Source organism: Streptomyces sp. NPDC029122, assembly GCF_055569445.1.
On sequence record NZ_JBVHWK010000005.1, the window covers coordinates 1 to 18346 of the forward strand.

The 18346-nt window shown below is 72.6% G+C and carries 22 protein-coding genes and 1 tRNA gene; 11 read left to right on the forward strand and 12 right to left on the reverse strand.

All coding sequences use genetic code 11. From position 1 onward, the window contains the following. The coding region (locus ACZ4WZ_RS08120; RefSeq protein WP_467886651.1) for an Hsp70 family protein at positions 1–1107 on the reverse strand (1107 nt) is incomplete at its 3' end. Positions 1108–1248: 141 nt separating this feature from the next. Continuing rightward, positions 1249–1680 carry an Hsp20/alpha crystallin family protein gene (locus ACZ4WZ_RS08125; RefSeq protein WP_467886653.1) on the reverse strand — a complete coding sequence of 144 codons (432 nt, stop codon included), beginning with the start codon at positions 1678–1680 and terminating at the stop codon, positions 1249–1251. A gap of 269 nt (positions 1681–1949) precedes the next feature. Between ACZ4WZ_RS08125 and ACZ4WZ_RS08130 the strand changes: the two genes are divergently transcribed. From ACZ4WZ_RS08130 to ACZ4WZ_RS08140, 3 genes are read left to right on the forward strand one after another with little or no spacing between them, the layout of a single operon-like run. Then, positions 1950–2231, forward strand: coding sequence for a polyprenyl synthetase (locus tag ACZ4WZ_RS08130; RefSeq protein WP_467886656.1), 282 nt, complete (start codon positions 1950–1952; stop codon positions 2229–2231). Beyond that, positions 2224–3276, forward strand: coding sequence for a polyprenyl synthetase family protein (locus ACZ4WZ_RS08135; protein WP_467886659.1), 1053 nt, complete (start codon positions 2224–2226; stop codon positions 3274–3276). The genes ACZ4WZ_RS08130 and ACZ4WZ_RS08135 overlap by 8 nt, the downstream gene beginning before the upstream one ends. A 32-nt stretch (positions 3277–3308) precedes the next feature. Next, on the forward strand, positions 3309–4511 hold the full coding sequence (locus tag ACZ4WZ_RS08140; RefSeq protein ID WP_467886662.1) for an oxygenase MpaB family protein: 1203 nt from the start codon (positions 3309–3311) through the stop codon (positions 4509–4511). 185 nt (positions 4512–4696) lie between these two features. Here ACZ4WZ_RS08140 and ACZ4WZ_RS08145 read toward each other — a convergent pair whose 3' ends face one another. The 3 genes from ACZ4WZ_RS08145 to ACZ4WZ_RS08155 all read right to left on the reverse strand — a co-directional run bounded on the left by ACZ4WZ_RS08145 (position 4697) and on the right by ACZ4WZ_RS08155 (position 6932). Further along, entirely contained in the window at positions 4697–5290 is a 594-nt protein-coding gene (locus ACZ4WZ_RS08145) for an isochorismatase family protein (RefSeq protein WP_467886665.1), read from the reverse strand. 282 nt (positions 5291–5572) lie between these two features. Then, a complete protein-coding gene (locus ACZ4WZ_RS08150) occupies positions 5573–6325 on the reverse strand; it encodes an ASCH domain-containing protein (protein WP_467886668.1) in 753 nt (250 codons plus the stop codon). A gap of 533 nt (positions 6326–6858) precedes the next feature. Next, a tRNA-Pro gene (locus ACZ4WZ_RS08155) sits at positions 6859–6932 on the reverse strand. Between the two features lie 158 nt (positions 6933–7090). Here ACZ4WZ_RS08155 and ACZ4WZ_RS08160 point away from each other — a divergent pair. Together ACZ4WZ_RS08160 and ACZ4WZ_RS08165 are read left to right on the forward strand one after the other, a co-directional pair. Then, positions 7091–7792, forward strand: a complete 702-nt coding sequence (locus ACZ4WZ_RS08160) for a transketolase (protein ID WP_467886671.1) — start codon at positions 7091–7093, stop codon at positions 7790–7792. A gap of 12 nt (positions 7793–7804) precedes the next feature. Next, positions 7805–8701 (forward strand): transketolase family protein, encoded by an 897-nt coding sequence (locus ACZ4WZ_RS08165; RefSeq protein WP_467886674.1) that lies wholly within the window; start codon positions 7805–7807, stop codon positions 8699–8701. A 23-nt stretch (positions 8702–8724) separates the two neighbouring features. Here ACZ4WZ_RS08165 and ACZ4WZ_RS08170 read toward each other — a convergent pair whose 3' ends face one another. Genes ACZ4WZ_RS08170 through ACZ4WZ_RS08190 form a run of 5 tightly spaced genes read right to left on the reverse strand, consistent with a single transcriptional unit; the run spans position 8725 to position 12628 of the window. Then, entirely contained in the window at positions 8725–9270 is a 546-nt protein-coding gene (locus ACZ4WZ_RS08170; protein ID WP_467886677.1) for a GAF domain-containing protein, read from the reverse strand. Further along, a complete protein-coding gene (locus tag ACZ4WZ_RS08175; protein WP_467886680.1) occupies positions 9267–9890 on the reverse strand; it encodes a GTP-binding protein in 624 nt (207 codons plus the stop codon). The genes ACZ4WZ_RS08170 and ACZ4WZ_RS08175 overlap by 4 nt, the downstream gene beginning before the upstream one ends. Beyond that, positions 9868–10305 (reverse strand): DUF742 domain-containing protein, encoded by a 438-nt coding sequence (locus ACZ4WZ_RS08180; RefSeq protein ID WP_467886683.1) that lies wholly within the window; start codon positions 10303–10305, stop codon positions 9868–9870. The genes ACZ4WZ_RS08175 and ACZ4WZ_RS08180 overlap by 23 nt, the downstream gene beginning before the upstream one ends. After that, a complete protein-coding gene (locus ACZ4WZ_RS08185; RefSeq protein WP_467886686.1) occupies positions 10302–10760 on the reverse strand; it encodes a roadblock/LC7 domain-containing protein in 459 nt (152 codons plus the stop codon). The genes ACZ4WZ_RS08180 and ACZ4WZ_RS08185 overlap by 4 nt, the downstream gene beginning before the upstream one ends. Next, entirely contained in the window at positions 10757–12628 is a 1872-nt protein-coding gene (locus ACZ4WZ_RS08190; protein ID WP_467886689.1) for a sensor histidine kinase, read from the reverse strand. Before ACZ4WZ_RS08190 ends, ACZ4WZ_RS08185 begins: the two co-directional genes overlap by 4 nt. Positions 12629–12888: 260 nt before the next feature. Between ACZ4WZ_RS08190 and ACZ4WZ_RS08195 the strand changes: the two genes are divergently transcribed. Beyond that, on the forward strand, positions 12889–13104 hold the full coding sequence (locus ACZ4WZ_RS08195; protein WP_467886692.1) for a hypothetical protein: 216 nt from the start codon (positions 12889–12891) through the stop codon (positions 13102–13104). Positions 13105–13186: 82 nt separating this feature from the next. On the opposite strand, the gene ACZ4WZ_RS08200 is transcribed toward ACZ4WZ_RS08195, so the two are convergent. Then, entirely contained in the window at positions 13187–13561 is a 375-nt protein-coding gene (locus ACZ4WZ_RS08200) for a hypothetical protein (protein ID WP_467886695.1), read from the reverse strand. A 116-nt stretch (positions 13562–13677) separates the two neighbouring features. On the opposite strand from ACZ4WZ_RS08200, the gene ACZ4WZ_RS08205 reads away from it, so the two are divergent. After that, the gene (locus ACZ4WZ_RS08205; protein ID WP_467886698.1) at positions 13678–14811 is read left to right on the forward strand and encodes an amidinotransferase; all 1134 of its coding nucleotides are present in this window, start codon (positions 13678–13680) and stop codon (positions 14809–14811) included. Positions 14812–14906: 95 nt separating this feature from the next. Here ACZ4WZ_RS08205 and ACZ4WZ_RS08210 read toward each other — a convergent pair whose 3' ends face one another. Next, complete coding sequence (locus ACZ4WZ_RS08210; protein WP_467886701.1) at positions 14907–15530, reverse strand: flavodoxin family protein; 624 nt, start codon at positions 15528–15530, stop codon at positions 14907–14909. A gap of 55 nt (positions 15531–15585) precedes the next feature. On the opposite strand from ACZ4WZ_RS08210, the gene ACZ4WZ_RS08215 reads away from it, so the two are divergent. From ACZ4WZ_RS08215 to ACZ4WZ_RS08230, 4 genes are all read left to right on the forward strand, one after another. Continuing rightward, on the forward strand, positions 15586–16491 hold the full coding sequence (locus ACZ4WZ_RS08215; protein WP_467886704.1) for an oxygenase MpaB family protein: 906 nt from the start codon (positions 15586–15588) through the stop codon (positions 16489–16491). A gap of 139 nt (positions 16492–16630) precedes the next feature. Further along, positions 16631–17491, forward strand: coding sequence for an alpha/beta fold hydrolase (locus ACZ4WZ_RS08220; protein ID WP_467886707.1), 861 nt, complete (start codon positions 16631–16633; stop codon positions 17489–17491). 98 nt (positions 17492–17589) lie between these two features. Then, a complete protein-coding gene (locus ACZ4WZ_RS08225; RefSeq protein ID WP_467886710.1) occupies positions 17590–18042 on the forward strand; it encodes a hypothetical protein in 453 nt (150 codons plus the stop codon). Then, entirely contained in the window at positions 18042–18344 is a 303-nt protein-coding gene (locus ACZ4WZ_RS08230; protein ID WP_467886713.1) for a winged helix-turn-helix domain-containing protein, read from the forward strand. Before ACZ4WZ_RS08225 ends, ACZ4WZ_RS08230 begins: the two co-directional genes overlap by 1 nt. Positions 18345–18346 lie beyond the last annotated feature (2 nt).

Genomic DNA, 18346 nt, shown 5'->3' on the forward strand with positions numbered 1-18346 from the left:
GTCGAGGAGCAGGACGTCCTTGACCTCACCCTTGAGCACACCGGCCTGGAGGGTGGCGCCGATGGCGACGACCTCGTCCGGGTTGACGCCCTTGTGCGGATCCTTGCCCGTCAGCTCCCTGACCAGCTCCGTCACGGCCGGCATGCGCGTCGAGCCGCCGACCAGGATGACGTGGTCGATGTCCGAGACCTTGATCTTCGCGTCCTTGACCGCGTTGTGGAACGGCGCCTTGCAGCGCTCCAGGAGGTCGGCGGTCAGCTGCTCGAACTGCGAGCGCGTGAGCTTCTCGTCCAGGTGCAGCGGGCCCTGGGCGGAGGCGGAGATGTAGGGCAGGTTGATCGTCGTCTCCGTCGCGGCGGACAGTTCGATCTTCGCCTTCTCGGCCGCCTCGCGCAGACGCTGGAGGGCCATCTTGTCCTTGGACAGGTCGATGCCGTACGCGTTCTGGAACTGCTTCACCAGGTGATCGACGATCTTCATGTCCCAGTCGTCGCCGCCGAGGTGGGTGTCGCCGTTGGTGGACTTGACCTCCACCAGGCCCTCGCCGATCTCGAGGAGCGACACGTCGAAGGTGCCGCCTCCGAGGTCGAAGACGAGGATGGTCTGGTCGTTCTCCTTGTCCAGGCCGTACGCCAGCGCCGCGGACGTCGGCTCGTTGATGATCCGCAGCACCTTCAGGCCCGCGATCTCGCCGGCCTCCTTGGTCGCGGTGCGCTGGGCGTCGTTGAAGTACGCCGGAACGGTGATCACCGCGTCCGCGACCTCCTCGCCCAGGTACGCCTCGGCGTCGCGCTTCAGCTTCTGCAGGACCCGTGCCGAGATCTCCTGGGCCGTGTACCGCTTGCCGTCGATGTCACCGGCCTCCGGGAAACGCCAGCCGGCCTCACCGATGTGGCGCTTCACGGACCGCGCGGTGCGGTCGACGTTCGTCACCGCCTGCCGCTTGGCGATCTCTCCGACCAGGACCTCTCCGCCCTTGCCGAAGGCCACCACGGAAGGGGTGGTCCTGTTTCCTTCGGTGTTGGTGATGACCGTGGGCTCGCCGCCCTCCAGGACCGCTACGACGGAGTTGGTCGTGCCCAGGTCGATCCCGACTGCGCGTGCCATCATCGGCTCCCTTCGGATCGATTCGGCTGTTGCCGTCTTTCGGTCGTTGACGTATCGTCCACGGCTGACCGAAACAACCGCGACCGGGGAGGGGGCGGCCCCGGCGAAGGCCGCCGCCTCCGCGTTCCCGCCGCGCGCCCGTCAGGCGTCGAGCTCCGTGCGCGAGCCGTCTCCGGCCGCCCTGATCTCGATCTTGCGGGGCTTCGCCTGCTCCGCGACCGGAATGCTCAGCCGGAGCACGCCGCCCTCGTAGGAGGCCTCGGTGCGTTCCGTGTCCAGGGTCTCGCCGAGGAGCAGCTGGCGGCTGAAGGTGCCGGAGGGGCGCTCCGCGATCAGCACGCCACTGTCGCCGCCGGAGGCGGTGGTCCGTCGCTCCGCCCTGACGTTCAGCACGTTCTGGTCGACGTCCACGTCGATGGACGCGGGGTCGACGCCGGGCAGGTCCAGCTCGACGACGAAGGCGTCACCCTCGCGGAAGGCGTCCATGGGCATGCCCTCCGACCGGGCGGCGGTCCCCAGGAAGCGCTCGGTCAGCCGGTCCAGTTCACGGAAAGGATCGGTTCGCATGAGCATCGTCGTTCACTCCTTTCCCACATGTCACAGATGCACATGGCAACACCACCTATATAGCGCGCGGCAATAAACTTGACAAGAGTCGGCTCAAGGGGCTTCCCCGCGCCCCCTCCGCAGATCTCAAACAAAGATCACTCGATGGTGCATTAGGGCCGCTCCGAGCGGGCCTCGGCGGCCAGACTCGAACCGCGTGGCGCGCAATTCGCTGCGCGCGCTTCGCGCCGGCCGGCGCGGAGCCGGGGCGGGCCTCGCCGTGCGGGAGACATGCTGTGACACACCACGACGGCCGCGAGCCGCGGCTGACCGAGGACGCCGTGGCCCTGGTGGCCGGCCTCGCCGATCTGGCGGTCAGCGGTCTGAGCAGCGCGGTGGACGGCCTGAGCGGCCTGCTGCGCCGCACCGACCTGGGGGACCTGCTGGCCGACGGCCGGGAGGAGACCAAGGCGCGCGGCCGCCTCTTCCTCGACCGGCACGCTGCCGCGCCGGCCCACCTGGAGGTCCTGGCCCGCACCGTCACCGCCCGCGTCCGGGCGGAGAGCGGCGATGAGTGAAGGGGAAGCGCACGCCTTCCTGAAGGAGCGCGTCGACCGGGTCCTCGACGGTTTCGTCTCCGCGGAAGCGCAGGCGCTGGCGGACATCGACGCCTCCCTGGCACCGGTCGCGGAGCGACTGCACGCCGCGACCGCGCACGGCAAACGCCTGCGGGCGGCGTTCTGCTACTGGGGCTGGCGCGGGGCCGGCCAGCCGGACAGCGAGGCACTGGTGCGCGCCGCCGGCGCGATCGAGCTGGTCCACGCGGCCGCCGTCGTCCACGACGACCTGATCGACCACAGCCGCACCCGGCACGGCCGGCCCACCGGGCACGTCGCCCTCCGCGGGGCCCTCACCGGCCATCCGCGGCCCAAGGCCGGCGCCCGGGCCCTGGCCATGCTGGTGGGAGACCTGCTGATGTCGATGGCCGGGGACCTGTTCACCACCTCGGGGCTGCCCGGCGCCTTCCTGAGCAGGGCCCGGCCCCTCTGGGCGGTCCTGGCCCGCGAACTGGTGGCCGGTGAATGCCTGGAAGTCCTGCGCACCGGCTCCCCGCCGGACCCCGACGCGTCGGTCAAGGTGATCCGCTACAAGACGGCCAAGTACACCGTCGAGCACCCCTTGCAGATCGGCGGCCTGCTCGCCGGCGCCCCGCCCCGCCTGATCCGGGCGTACAGCGACTACGGCCTGCCGCTGGGCGAGGCGTTCCAGCTGCGCGATGACCTGCTGGGGCTGTTCGGCGATCCGGAACGGACCGGCAAGGACCCCGCGGACGACCTGGCGGGGAACCGGCCCACCGCTCTGATGGCTCACGCGCTCACCTTCGCCACCGAGGCGGAACGCGGGGAGCTGCGCCACCTGCTCGGGCGGGCGGAGCTCGGCGAGCGGCAGGTGGAGCGGGTGCGGGAGATCGCGCACCGCACCGGGGCCGTCACCCGCGTCGAGGACATGATCACCGCCCGGTTGCGCGAAGCGCACGACGCCCTGACCGACGCCGACCTGACCACCGAAGCCCGCACGGCACTGGCGGACCTGGCGACGCTCTCGGCCACCCGCGTCCACTGACCGCCACCCCACCGGAACACCGGAGCAGCACGATGACCTACACCCAGGCGTCCATGGACGCCCTGCGCACCACGGGGGACGAACTCGCCGACGCAACCGTGGCGGCCCTGTTCGAACGCGGCGACGTGGGCAAGTTCAATACGCTCATGCGCTACTTCTCCACCGTCGGGCAGGACCTCCCCGAGGGCCTGCCGGAGGTCGCCCGCGCGTACCTGCACGAGACCGGTGCTCCGCCGGCCTGGGTGGACTGGGGCGAGATGGAGAAGGCACGGCTGTTCTTCATCGACAACAACGTGCACATCTCCACCGCGCTGTCCTTCGCCTCGATGCCCGCCTGCTACGTGCTGCCGCACGTGGCGAGGCTGCTGTCGGCCACCCACTCGCTGAAGTACCCGTCCAAGCGGATGGCCGAGACGGGCCAGTTCACCGTCTACCTCATGCAGCCCGACGCGTTCGAAGCGGGCAGCCGCTTCATCCCCGCCGCCCAGAAGGTACGGCTGCTGCACGCCTCCATCCGCCACCACCTCAGGCGCGAGGACCGCTGGGACACCGCCGCCCTGGGCACGCCGATCTGTCAGGAGGACATGATCGGCGGGCAGATGATGTTCTCCATCCAGGTCCTGGACGCCCTGCACCGCCTCGGCATCCACATGAGCACCGAGGGCGCCGAGTCCTACTACTACGCCTGGAGGGTGGTCGGCGCCATGCTCGGCGTCGACCAGGACCAGGCACCGGAGGACCTGCGGGCCGCCCGCGCGTTCTCCGACCTCTACATGACCCGCCACATGGGCCCCAGCGAGGAAGGCACCCTGCTCACCCGCCAGCTCATCGACCTCTACGAGGAGGTCGTGCCCGGCACCTTCCTCGACCCGCTCGTCTCCGCCCTGATCCGCTACCTGATCGGCGACACCTGCGCCGACTGGCTGCACGTCCCCCGCACCACCTGGGACACCGTGGTCAAGGCCGCCCCCACGCTGCTGGGGCTGCTGGAAACCATCGAGGACCGCTCACCCCTGGCCGGCTGGGCCCTCGACCGGCTCGGACACCTGACCAGCGTCCTCGAACTGTCCGCCCTCACCCGCGGCCGCGTGATGCACTACGCCATCCCCGAGCAGCTCAAGCACGACTTCGGGGTCAGCGGCACCATCCCGCCCAAGAGCCGCTGGACCCCGCCGCCGGCGACCATCCTCCCGGCAAGCCAGGAGCCGCCCGGCCACCGGGCTCCTCCGGGGTGAGGTGAACGGTGACGGGCGGCGGCAGGGCGCGGGCTCAGCGGGTGGAAGCGCCCCTGGGCCGGAGGTGCGGGCCCGCCTCGCCGCCGAACAGGCAGCACGCGTGTCCGCACTCACTCTTCTCCGAGGCGGCAGGCCAGTGAGGGCCGGCTCGTAGTGTGGCTGGGGGCGTTGTCCTGCCCGCTGGGCTACCTCGGCGCCGGCGCCTTGCCGGACACTTCGATGCCTGCCCGGCGGAAGTCCTCCAGAGTGGAGGCAATGGTGTCGGGGGCGACACCGACGGTGTAGTCCAGGCGTACCCGGGTTCCGAATCCGGCCGCGGCAGCGTCCAGGGCGGTGGCGCGCACGCAGTGGTCGGTCGCGATGCCCACCACGTCGACGTTCCGCACCCCCCGTGCGCGCAGCCAGTCCGCGAGGGAGGTGCCTTCGGCGTCCGCGCCTTCGAAGCCGCTCTTGGACGCGCTGTGGGCGCCCTTGAAGAAGACGGCGTCGACCTTGCCGCCGACGGCAGTAGGGGCGAAGTTCGGGTGGAATTCCCCGCCTTCCTCCCCGGCGACGCAGTGGACGGGGAAGCTCTCCTTGAAGTCCGGGCTTGAGGAGAAATGGCTGCCCGGGTCGATGTGGTGGTCGCGGGTGGCCACGACGTACTGGTAGTCACCGTCCCCGCTCCTCTCCACCAGCTCGGCGATCGCGGTGGCGATCTGCGCGCCTCCCGCGACGGGAACACTGCCTCCTTCGCAGAAGTCCTTCTGCACATCCACGACGATCAAGCCTCGGCTCATCACGAACACCCCTCAGGACGACGGAACGACCCCCACCTTCTACCGGCTTCCCCACCTGCTCCGGAGGGATAGCGGGCTGCGCTCACCCACACAGGCGCAGACCTTCACCGCAGGAACGATTCGCACTGTCGCAACGGTGTTCACCACACGGGAGAACATGCCCTGCCGCGAAGACGCGGCCGCGTTCACCGATCCAACCGGCCCGCACGGCACCCCGTTCGGCACCGCCCGATCAGGTGCGGCCGTTGCCGGCTGCGGACTCGTCGCTGGTGCCTCCGCGGTTCAAGCAGCCCCTGTCCTGTCGGCGGTCCGGAAGGTGATCACGTCGACTTCGTCGGTTCCCGCGAGATCTGGGTAGTGGCCCTTGAGGCCTTCCCGGAGTTCGGTCGCGGTCGTCAGCCCCTCGGCTTGGGCGTCCTGGTTGGTGAGGTCGCTGACCAGGCAGCGCCTGATGCCGGTCACCTCTGCCGGCAGGACGACTTCGGGGTCGCTCTCAAACACCAGCCGTGCCGGCCCGAGCTGGGCCGGGTCCCGGAAGCGGGTGGTCTTGGTCTTGGCGCCGGAGCGGACGTCTTCGAGGTAGCGGGGGTTGAACCGGATGATCGGGGGACCGGCCGTCTCGGGGTCCTGGTAGAGCGATGGGTCGAGGCCGTTCATGCCTTCCGGGGTCCATCGCTGAGTCAGCGGCATCAGGTCGGCGGCGAGAACGGACCTGGGCCCCGCGGGCGTCGGCACGATGACGCGCATGGTGGGGTAGTAGTCCACGAAGACCTGCCGATCGCGCCCGCACGGGCCGATGACCCCCCGCCCGTGGTTTCCCACGGCAACGATGCAGCGCATCTGGCGGGCCCCCTGGGCCCGTGCGGCTCCCAGAGCCACGAGTTCGGCGCAGGGTCCGCCGGTGAAGTGGTAGAGGTTCACGCCGGCGAACATCCGGTAGTCGGCGGCCATGACCGCGGCGCCCATCGTGTGGATCCCGTGTTCGTCGGGTCCGGCGTCGGTATGCGCGTCTATGGTGCGGCGTGCCAGCTCCACGAGCTCACGCTCGTCATCGTCGAGAGCTCGCGCAGATGACGGTACGTACACGTTTCAGCCTTCCCGTTCGTCAGCGGTCGCCCAAGATCATTCCACGCCACGCAGGTGGGTTCCACGGAATTTCGGCTCGCCTCGACTGGCCCCTCTGGCGGTCCCGTGGGCAGCGACGGAGCGGCCTGGCTGAGGCTGGTCGTGGTCACGGACGACGAATGGCTGGTCATCGATGCGGTCAGCGTCGTTTCGGGGATGCCGTGTGCATTGCCTTGCACGCTTGGCAGCCGACCGTGACGTGCTCGCCTGGTCGGCGCCTGGCTCACTCGGGCCGGTGGCGGGCCGTGCTCGTGGAGGCGGAGACCTTCCCGCACCTGGTTCGATTCCATCGACGCCGTGCTGTCCGCTCCCGAGGCCGCACGACCCACCCTCCCTGCATTGAGCAGGGACATGATCCCCATGCGCAGAGACTGGTCCCCAAAACGATCAAGGGGCCGTTTCGGATTGCTCCAAAACGGCCCCTGACCTGCGACTCTTTCGAGTCGGGACGACAGGATTTGAACCTGCGACCCCTTGACCCCCAGTCAAGTGCGCTACCAAGCTGCGCCACGTCCCGATGCCCGCTGACCTGGGGTTTCCCCCGGCCCGACCGGCACGAGAACAATACCGCACTTCGGGGGGTGGTCGCGCGCACCTTTCCGGCGCGGGGGCCGGGTGACGTACGGGCGGGCACGGGCTTGACCTCAAGCATGCTTGAGGTCACATCGTTGCCGCATGACACAGGTATCCGCGGACACCGGGCTCCGCTACGACGATCTGGACCGGCTGATCGCGCTCATGACCGGGGCCGAGAAGCACGGACCCGCCGCCACCTCCACGCTCGACGTGCTGTGGGTGCTGTACGACCGGGTGCTGCGCGTCGGGCCCGGCAGCGCCCAGGACGCCGGGCGGGACCGGTTCCTGCTGTCCAAGGGGCACGGGCCGATGGCCTACTACGCCGTGCTCGCCGCCAAGGGGTTCTTCCCCGTCGACTGGCTGCCCGGCTTCGGCGCGTACGACTCCCCGCTCGGCCACCATCCCGACCGCACCCTGATCCCCGGCGTGGAGATCGGCAGCGGCTCCCTCGGGCACGGGCTGCCGCTCGCCGTCGGCAGCGCGCTCGGGCTGCGGGCCCAGGGGCTGGACGAGGCCGCCGTGTGGGTGCTGATCGGGGACGCGGAGCTCGACGAGGGCAGCAACCACGAGGCCATCGCCCACGCCGGCTCGGCCGGGCTGGAGGCACTGCACACCGTGGTGATCGACAACGACTCCGCCACCCACGGCTGGCCCGGCGGGATCGCCTCCCGCTTCGAGGCGGCGGGCTGGAGCGCCGTCACCGTGGACGGACGGGACCACGCGGCGCTGTACGCCGCCTTCACCACACCGCATCCGGGCCGGCCGCACGCCGTCGTCGCCCGCGTCGAGAAGAAGTTCTGAGGGGGAAACGGCATGGACACCATGCGGGAGCGGTTCATCTCGGTCACGTCGCGGCTGCTCGACGAGGATCCCCGGCTGGCGCTCGTGCTCGCCGAGATCTCCATGGACGGGTTCCGGCCCGCCCTGGAACGGCACCCGGACCGGGTGATCAACGTCGGGATCCGCGAACAGCTGCTCGTCGGCGTGGGCGGCGGGCTGGCCCTCACGGGCATGCGCCCCGTGCTGCACACCTTCGCAAGCTTCCTCGTGGAGCGGCCGTTCGAGCAGGTCAAGCTGGACTTCGGGCACCAGGGCACGGGCGGGGTCCTGGTCAGTGCCGGCGCCAGCTACGACTGGCCGGCCGGCGGGTTCACCCACATGGCACCCGGCGACGTGGCACTGCTGGACACCCTCGACAGCTGGACGGTCCACGTGCCCGGCCACCCCGACGAGGCCGAGGCGCTGCTGCGGCACGCGTACGCCGCCGGGGACGACCGGGTGTACGTCCGGCTCTCCCAGCAGTCGAACGCCGCGCCGCGCCCCCTCGGTGACCTGCGCTTCCAGAGCGTACGGGAGGGCCGTGCGGGCGTGGTGGTCGCCGTCGGCCCGCTGCTCGACAACGTCCTCGCGGCGACCGAGGGCCTCGACGTCACGGTCCTGTACGCGGCCACCGTGCGCCCCTTCGACGACGCTGCCCTGCGCTCCGCCGCCGGGCGGGCCGCGGCCGACGTGGTGCTGGTCGAGCCGTACCTCGCCGGCACCTCGGCGGCGGCCGCGGGGCGGGCCCTGACCGAGGTCCCGCACCGCGTGCTCGCCCTCGGCGTCGGGCGGGCGGAGCTGCGCCGCTACGGGACCGTCGAGGAGCACACCGCCGCCCACGGCCTGGACGCCGGCTCCCTCCGGCAGCGGATCACCGCCTTCCTGCGCTGAGGCCGGCGGGCCGCCGGGGCCCCTCACCCGCGGCGGTCCTCCCGGCCGCGCAGCAGCTCCGCCAGCTCGGCGGCGAGCGCCTTGACCGTCGTGAGGCCCTGCGTCCCCCACCGCCTCGGCACCACGTCCACGGCGCACACCGTGCCGAGGACGAAGCCGCCCCGGTCGGTGAGGGGCGCTCCGAGGTACGAGCGCACGCCGCTCTCATCGACGACGGCGTTGCCCGCGAAGCGCGCGAAGTCGCGTACGTCCTCCAGCACCAGGGCCCTGCGCCGCACCACCACGTGCGGGCAGTAGCCGTGGTCCCGGGGCAGCACCCGGGCGGGGTAGCCGCTCGCCGCGGCGTCCGGGCCGTGGTGCAGGCCCGCGAAGAACTGCCGTTCCTCGCCGACGAAGTTGACTCCGGCGTAGGGGGCCTCCAGCGTCCGGGCGACCCGGCGCGCGAAGGCGTCGAGTTCCTCGTCGGCCCGCTCGCCCAGGTCCATCTCACGCAGCCGCACCGCCCGCGCGGGCGCTTCCCGGTCCACCGGGGTGAGCAGCAGGTGGCCGGTCGATTCGTAGTAGGTCATGGCGGTTCCCCCGGATCCGAATGTGGTGGGCGGCCCTGTCGGGCCGTGGACAGCAGGTGGTGGACGAGGGCGGCCAGGGCCCCCGTACCGGAGCGGGTCAGCCGGGCGTCGCAGCGTACGACGGGTACGTCCGGGCCCAGCCCCACGGCCTCGCGGACCTCCTCGGACGTGTAGCGGTGGCTGCCGTCGAACTCGTTGACGGCGACGACGAAGCCGATCCCCCGCCGTTCGAAGAAGTCCACGGCGGGGAAGCAGTCGGCGAGGCGGCGGGTGTCGGCGAGGATCACCGCGCCGAGCGCCCCCGCGCACAGCTCCTCCCACAGGAACCAGAAGCGCTCCTGCCCGGGCGTGCCGAAGAGGTACAGGACGTGCCGGTCGTCCAGGGTGATGCGCCCGAAGTCCAGCGCGACCGTCGTGGCCGTCTTCGCGGCCGGCCCGTCGACCCGGTCGGAGCCCTCGTCGTCCAGCCCGCTCAGCAGTTCCTCCGTGCACAGCGGCTCGATCTCGCTCACCGCGCCCACGAAGGTGGTCTTCCCGGCCCCGAACCCGCCCGCGACCAGGATCTTCAAGGTCGGGGGCAGAGCCGGGGCCGCCGTCTCACAGCCGTCCGCGCAGGCCATCGAGCACCGCCCTCAGCAGCGACAGGTCGTCGGCGGCGAACGAGCCGCCGCCGTGGGGGAACCGGGGCGCCTGTGCCATGACGGCCCCGTACTCCATCAGGTCGGACAGCAGCACCTTCACCACCACGGCCGGGAGCCGGAGCTGGCCGGCCACCTCGGCGACCGTCACCGCCGCCGCGCCCGCGCACATGCGCAGGGCGAGGGTGTGCTCGGTGCCGAGCGGTACCCCCGGGCGGACGCCGGTCGCGGTCATCAGGGACAGCAGGTCGAGGGTGACGGAGGGGCGGGTGCGGCCGCCGCTCGCCGTGTACGGGCGCATGACGCGGCCGGCGGAATCGTCCAGCCAGGGTGTGTCCCGGGCCGTGGGGAAACCGCCCGCCGGGAAACCGTTGACCCCCCTCGCCCAGGCCCTCATCGCTCCGTGTCGGCGACGGGCCGGCGCGGCGGGGCCGCGAGGTACGGCCGTACGCTCTTGACCAGCATCGCCATCTCGTAGCCGAGTACGCCGGCGTCGGCCTCCCGGTCCGCGAGCACGGCCAGGCAGGTGCCGGAGCCGGCCGCCGAGACGAAGACGAGCGCCGTGTCGAGCTCCACGACCACCTGCCGGACCTCGGCGCCGTCCCCGAAGCGGGCTCCGGCGCTGCGTCCGAGGGAGTACAGGCCGCAGGCGAGGGCGGCCATGTGGTCGGCGCTGTCGGAGTCCATGCCGTGGACGCAGGTGACGAGTCCGTCGGCGGTGAGCAGGACCGCGCTACGGGTGTACGGCACCCGTTGGACGAGACCGCTGAGCAGCCAGTCGAGATCGGAGAGGCTGCCTGTCTTGGTCGCCAGTTCGCCGGCCATGGGGGTGTGCTCCTTGCTGGGGTTCATGCCTGTTCGTCCGACTGGGCGAGGCCGAAGCCCCGCTGGAAGGCCGCCATCAGGCCGGGGTCGTGCACGGGTTGTTCGGTCGCGTCGGCCCGCCGGGGGGCGGGGGTGTCGCGCAGCTGGGGCGCGAGGTGCTGCTGGGCGTTGCGCCGGGGCAGGGACGGCCGGGCCGCCTCGGGGGCGGAGGTCTGGTGCGGGATGCGGCGCGGCAGGGGGACGGGGGCCGGTGTCCCGGAGGCGGGGGCGGGCCCCGGCTGCGGTTCCGTCGGCCGTGCGACCGCCGGGTGCCCTCCCGGGCCGGGGCGCCTGACCGGTTCGAGCCCCATGGGCGGTGCCGGCTCCGGGGCTGCGGGGGCTGCCGGGACCGCTGGGGCTACCGGGACCGGTGGGGCTGCCGGGGCTGCCGCCCGGGCCGCTCCCGGATCCGTGCCGGTGTCCGGCGGCCAGGCGGCGTCCGGAGCCGGTCCCGCGCCCCGGGCGGGGTCCGCGTCCAGGGGCCGGGCCGGCTCCACGGCCCGGACCTCCGGAGCCGGCAGTGGGGACCGTACCGCCGGGGCCGGGGCCTCTCGGCGGACGGCGGGCTGCGGGGCCGGGACCGAAAGCGGGTCCGGCCAGGAGACGGTGCCCCACGAGGTGGCGCGCGAACCGCCCGCCGCGTCGGCCGCGTTCGGCGGCTCCGCCCCCAGCAGGCCCTGGGGCAGCACCAGCACGGCGAGCACCCCGCCGTAGATGTTGGACTTCAGCTCGACGGCGATCCCGTGCCGCCGGGCCAGCGCCGACACCACGAACAGGCCGATCCGGCCGTCGGCCAGCAGGTGCCGGACGCTCACCTGGTCCGGGTCGCGCAGCAGGGTGTTCATCCGGTGCTGCTCCTCCGCCGGCATGCCCAGTCCGCGGTCCTCCACCTCGACCGCGATCCCGGCCGTGACCCGCTCCGCCCGCACCACCACGTCCGTGTCCGGGGCGGAGAACACGGTGGCGTTCTCCACGAGTTCGGCCAGCAGGTGCACCACGTCGGCGACGGCGTGGCCCCGGACGGTGCCGCCGGCCGGGGGCACCACCTTGACCCGTGTGTACTGCTCGACCTCGGCGACCGAGGAGCGCAGCACCTCGCTCAGGTCGATGGGCCGGGTCCACTGGCGCCGGGAGGCGGCCCCGCCGAGCACGGCGAGGTTCTCGGCGTGCCGGCGGATCCGGGTGGCGAGGTGGTCGACGTGGAAGAGCTCCTTCAGCAGGTCGGGGTCCTCGACGGTGTCCTCCAGCCCGTCGAGCAGCGAGATTTCGCGGTGCACGAGCGACTGGAGCCGGCGGGCGAGGTTGACGAACACCTCCACCTTGCGGTCGCTGTCGGTCGGAGGGGCCGGCAGGGCCAGCCGTACGAGGGTCGCCTGCGCCTGCTCCCGAGCGACCCTCAACTCCTGCGCGAGCAGCCAGAACTCGTCCACTCCGGCCTGATCGCCCTCCGGCGGGGCGCCCGCCCGGTCCCCGCGCGCGGGGCGGGCCACCGCCTCGCCGCGCTGTAGCCGCTCGCCGGCGGTCCGCAGCTCCTCGCGCCCCCGCACGCTGGAGCGGCGCAGCGCCTCGCAGCGGTCGCGGACGGCCTTGGCGGCACGCTGGGCCCCGAGGAGGGCGGCGGCGAGCGCGCCGACGGCGAGCAGGGCGCAGCCCGCGAGCACCGGCCACAGCCGGTCGTCCCGTTCGCCGGAGCCCCCGCCGAGGTGGAGGGTGAACATGACCGCGGCCGCCCCGCTCAGCCCGGCGGCGAGCGTGGGCAGCACGGCGGCGCGGACCATCTGCGGGCGAATCTGGCGGCCCGGCCCCGTCGCGGCGTGTCTCGACGGGGCGTGGCGGGCGGCGCGGAGTCCGGACATCGGCGTCCTCGGTACGTGGGGCCCGGCCCCCAGCGTGTCGCGGGGCCCGGTGTTGATCACCGGATACCCACGCTAGACCGCACGCTCCCGCGGAAGTCGCCCAGTTGGGGAACTTCACCGGGGTGCTTCCCGCTCCCGATGGAGCGCTCGTACGACAGCCCGAATGCGCCGGTCGCGCGGACACGGGCCGCGTCGCCCCGCATGGGCGCTGCAGGTTCGGGCAGGGGCAGGGCCACGGGACGAACCAGGAGGGAGCAGCCATGGAGGGCACGGCGGAACGGGGTCAGGAGCCGCGGAAGGGCCGGGAGGAGCGGGCGCAGGACCATCCCGGTCCCGACCCGGTGCACCCCGAGGCCAGTAAGCCGGTGGCGGGGACGACGCCCGAGGACCTGAGGAGGCGGCAGGAGCGGAGGATGGGCGGCGGGCACGGCGGGGACAAGCAGCACGGCGACCACGGCGAGCACGGATCGCGGTGACGGCCTCGGATCGGGCTGACGCCCACGGACCGCACTGAGGTCTGCGGACGGGCTGGCAGCCGCGGGGTGACGGCGCCGCCGCCTACGGGCCTTCGTCGTACGTACCGGCTTCGATCTCCAGCGCGAGTTCCTGGAGGACCTGGATCGAGGAGATGTCCGTCCGGCCGCTGTCGTGCGCCATCGCCAGGCTGGTGAAGGCGAGGCTGAAACCGGAGACCATCGTGTGCAGGGCCGGGCCCAGCGCCCGGGCCACCAGTGCCGCGACCTCCTGGGGGGAGGCGTCGGCGGGCACCCGGATGGAGGGCAGCATCTCGTTGAGGAGCAGCGTGGCCACTCCGGCCGTGTCCGGCGGGGCGTCGTCGTCCTCCGCGAAGTCTCCTGCCTCGGCGGCCCGGCGGATGTCCTGGGCGTCGGTGAGGATGCCGATCACCCGCTTGAGTACCTCTGCGCGTTCCATTCCGGGGAGCGTAGTCCCGCGCCACGCCCCCGCCCAGGTCACGCGCGGCCGCGCGCAACGGTGGCGCGCTCGCTATCGTGGGTCACCGAGCAGCCCGTCGAGCGAAGGCGGTGAGCATGGCGGCAACCTTTCCGGTACCACCCGTCGGGTCCGCGGCGGCCGAGGCGACCCTCGTCTCCCCGGTCGGTTCCCACAACGAGTGGGACCCCCTGGAGGAGATCATCGTCGGGCGGCTCGACGGCGCCACCTTCCCCTCCAGGCATCCGGTCGTGGCCTGCAACATCCCTCCCTGGGCGGCACGCCTGCAAGGGCTGGCGGCCGGCCACAGGTACCCGCGCGTGCTGGTCGAGTCGGCCCGGCGGGAACTCGAGGACTTCGTCGTCCTCCTCCAGTCGCTGGGGGTCACGGTCACCCGGCCGGACCCGGTGGACCACTCACGGCGGTTCGCCACCCCCGACTGGTCCTCGCGCGGCTTCTGCCACAGCTGCCCCCGGGACAGCATGCTCGTCGTCGGTGACGAGATCATCGAGACCCCGATGGCCTGGCCGTGCCGGTACTTCGAGTCCCACGCCTACCGCACGGTCCTCAAGGACTACTTCCGACGCGGCGCCCGGTGGACGGCGGCCCCGAGGCCGCAGCTCACCGAGGCCCTGTACGACGCGGACTACCGCGTCCCCGAGGACGGTGCGCCCATGCGCTACATCCTCACGGAGTTCGAGCCGGTCTTCGACGCCGCCGACTTCGTACGGGCGGGGCGGGACCTGTTCGTGACGCGGAGCAACGTCACCAACCGCATGGGGATCGAATGGCTGCGCCGCCATCTCGGACCGGTGTACCGGATCCACGAGATCGAGAGCCGCTGCCGGACGCCCATGCACATCGACACCACGTTCATGCCGCTCTCGCCCGGCCGGGTGCTGGTCAATCCCGAGTACGTCGACGTGGGCCGCCTGCCCGAGGTGCTGCGTTCGTGGGAGGTCCTGGTGGCGCCGGAACCGGAGCCGGTCGACGAGGCCCTGCTCAGGATCACGTCGATGTGCGGCAAGTGGCTCAGCATGAACGTCCTGATGGTCGACGAGAAGCGGGTGATCGTGGAGCGCCGGCAGACCGGCATGCTCAGGGCGCTGGAGGCGTGGGGCTACGAGCCGATCCCGTGCGACCTGCGGCACTACGCGCCGTTCGGGGGCTCGTTCCACTGCGCGACGCTCGATGTCCGCCGCCGCGGCACGCTGGAGTCGTATTTCCCCTGAGGTCGGGGGATCCGGCCCGCCGGAGCCGCCCTCCGGCCGGGGGCCGGGGCCGCGCCGCCGCCCGGTCCCGGCTCCCGGCCCCCGGCCCCCGCCGGTCAGGAGGCGGGGTACGGGGCGTACTTGAGGCGCCGCGCGAGGTGGGCGGCGTTGGCGGCCAGGGTGGCGGTGGTCGCCGCGGTCTTCTTCGGGGTTTCGCCCAGGTCCTGGTAGTCGGTCCCCTGCATGGCCTCGCCGACCCAGTACGTGACGGCGTTCGCCGGGAGGGTGAAGCCGACGTCGTTCAGGCCCTGGAAGAGGTCGGCGCTGACCTTGTGGGCGCCGTCCTCGTTGCCGACGACGCAGACGCCGGCGACCTTGCCGTAGGTGAGGGGGCGGCCCTCCTCGTCGCTCTCCCCCAGTTCGGCGTCGAGGCGTTCCAGGACGCGCTGGGCGACGCTGGCGGGGTGGCCGAGCCAGATCGGCGTGGAGAGGATCAGGATGTCGGTGCCGAGGATCGTCTCGCGGATCTCGGGCCACGCGTCGCCGTTCCCCATGTCGGTCCGGACCCCGGGGCGGACGTCGTGGTCGACGACGCGGATGGTCTTGCCCGTGACGCCGTGGTCCGCGAGGGCGGCCATGGTCTGTTCCGCCAGCAGGTGCGAGCTCGAAGGGGCGGGGGACGGCGTCAGCGTGCACACGAGCGCGACGGCGCGCAGCGGGGTGGTCTCTTTGGCTTCCATGCCGCGCGCTTACCCAGAACGCCGTGACCGACCCGGCCGGGCGCATACTGGCCCCATGACCCGGGCGACGGCCGCCGTCCGGAAGCTGAGGCGGCAAGCCGGCGAGGCGGTCTTCCTGCGCGTCGCCGGACCCGACGGCGCGCGCAACCGCGAGCGGATCCACGGCACCCCGGGGCCCCGGTGGTTCGAGCCGGGGCGGCCGGTGCGGCAGGTGCACGGGGACGCGTCGATGTTCGTCGGCGGTCTGGCGGCCCTGCTGCTCCAGTCCCTGCACCCGCTCGCGATGGCGGCCGTGGCGGCGCACTCGGGGTACCGGGGCGACCCGTGGGGGCGGCTGCAGCGCACCAGTACCTTCCTGGCGGTCACCACCTTCGGTACGAGCGCCGACGCGGCGGCGGCCGTGGAACGCGTCCGGGAGGTGCACGCGCGGATCCGGGGCCGGACGGCCGACGGGGTGCCGTACCGGGCGGACGACCCGGAGCTGCTGACCTGGGTGCACATCGCGGAGGCGTACTGCTTCCTGCGGGCCCACCAACGGTACGGCCGGCACCCCCTGGACCCCTCGGGCCGCGACGGGTACCTCGCCGACACCGCGCGGGTGGCGCGGGCCCTGGGCGCGGAGCGGCCGCCGGAGGACGAGCGGGAGCTGGCGCTGCGGATGGCCGGGTACCGGCCCTCGCTGCGGCCGACGGCGGCTTCCCGGGACACCGCCCGGTTCCTGCTGGCCGATCCGCCGCTGCCGGGGGCCGCCCGGCTGCCGTACGCGCTGCTGGCGGCGGCGGCCGTGGAACTGCTCCCGCCCTGGGCGAGGTCGGCGGTCACGTCCGCTCCGCTGCCCGTGGTCGCGCGGGTCCCGGCGCCGGTGGCCCGCGTCGGCGGTCATGCCGTGACGTGGGCGCTGCGCTGGGTGCTGTATCCGCCCCCGCCGTCGGACCCCTCCGGTCCGGACGAGGTCCGCTGAGGGCGCTCGGCTGGGGGCGGCACGGGGCGACCACCTTACCCACGACAAGACGCGACGTCTCGTATTGACCGAGCCCCGCACATCCGGCACACTGATCACCCGAAGCAAGACGCAACGTCTCGTCTCAGTAGGAGTGACCGTGAAGCAGCGAACGATCCCCGTCAGCGCCGAGGTGCGGCTGTGGACGCAGGAGCACGGCGATCCCCGGAACCCGGCCCTGCTGCTGGTCATGGGGGCCGGCGCCTCGGGCCTGGGGTGGCCCGACGAACTGGTCGCGGCGCTCGCTCGGCAGTACCGCGTCATCCGCTACGACCACCGTGACACCGGCCGCTCCAGCTGGTCCTTCGACGAGCACCCCTACCGCGTCCTCGACCTGGCCGAGGACATCGTCACCGTTCTCGACGCCTACGGAGTGGACCGCGCCCACGTGGTCGGCATGTCCATGGGCGGCATGCTGACCCAGCTGCTCATGACCGACCACCCCGAGCGGGTCATCAGCGCCACCCTGATCGGAACCTGCGCACTGAGCAGCCGCACCCCCGACGAGGAGCTGCCGGGCATCGACGCGGAGATCCTCGGCATGTGGGCGACCCCTTGGGAGGACCGCGGTCTCGAAGCGGAACTCGACCGCAGGGTCGGGCACTGGCGGGCGCTCAACGGCACCGGAACACCCTTCGACCCCGAGGAGTTCCGCGCGCTGGAACGCCGGATCATCGAGCACGCGGGCCGGTACGACGCCCCCATGACCCACGGGCGCGCCGACCACTCCGGCATGGACCGCACCGAGCAGCTGGCCCGCAACGAGGTGCCCACGCTGATCACCTCCGCCGACGCCGAACCCGTGTTCCCCCCGGCGCACGCCCGCCACCTCGCCCGGTCGATCGCCGGCTCCCGGCTCGTCGAGATGCCCGGCATGGGCCACGCCCTCCCCCGGGCCCAGCTCCCACGACTGGCCGAAGCGATCCTCACCCACGCCGCCCAAGCCGACCAGCGGGCGTAGGGGGTTCGCCACGGAGCGGCTTCTTTCCTCTCAGGAAAACAGATGGTAGTTTCCTGTGAGGAAAGAAGACACGGAGCACACGATCAGGGATGCCGCACATGACTGCCCACGACGCCCGGACCGCCCTGGACGCCATTCACCACCGCCGACAGCAGACGTTCGACGCATACCTCCGTCACGCCTACTCCCGCCCCTACCTGATCGTCTCGGCGCTGGGCCTGTTCGCCGTGTGCTCGTCCTTCGACCTGCCGAGCCCGTGGAACACCGCCGCGGTCCTGGCGGGCAACGCCCTGACCCTGGGCGGGCTGTTCGTGCACCAGCGCCGGGCCCCCGTCCGCCGCAGGGCCGCCGGCCCGGAGGCCCTGTCCTACGCGGTCTTCGGCGTCCTGCTCCTCGTGTTCTTCTGGGCGGTGGCCATCGCCGCGTACTTCACCGGCCTGCCGGCACGGCACACGTTCGCCGCCGCCGTCACCGCGCTGACGGCCGTGGGCGCCTCGTACGCGCTCCGCCCCGCCCTCGAGACCATGATCCGCGGGAACGGCCGGGGCTGATGGACCCCGACTTCGACGAGTTCCTGCACGTACCGGCACGGCTCTCGGTCGTCGCACTGCTGGCCCCGGCCGACTGGGTCGAGTTCGGCTTCGTCCGGGACACCGTGGGCACCAGCGACTCGGCCCTGTCCAAGCAGATCACCGCCCTCACCGACGCCGGCTACGTCGAGGTACGCAAGACGCGCAGCCGCACCGGCCGGCACACCCACCTCCGCCTCACTCCGCACGGGCGGCAGGCGTTCCAGCGGCACGCCTCGGCGCTGGAGAGGATCGTGGCGGCCGCCCGCGACCCCCGGGCATAGCC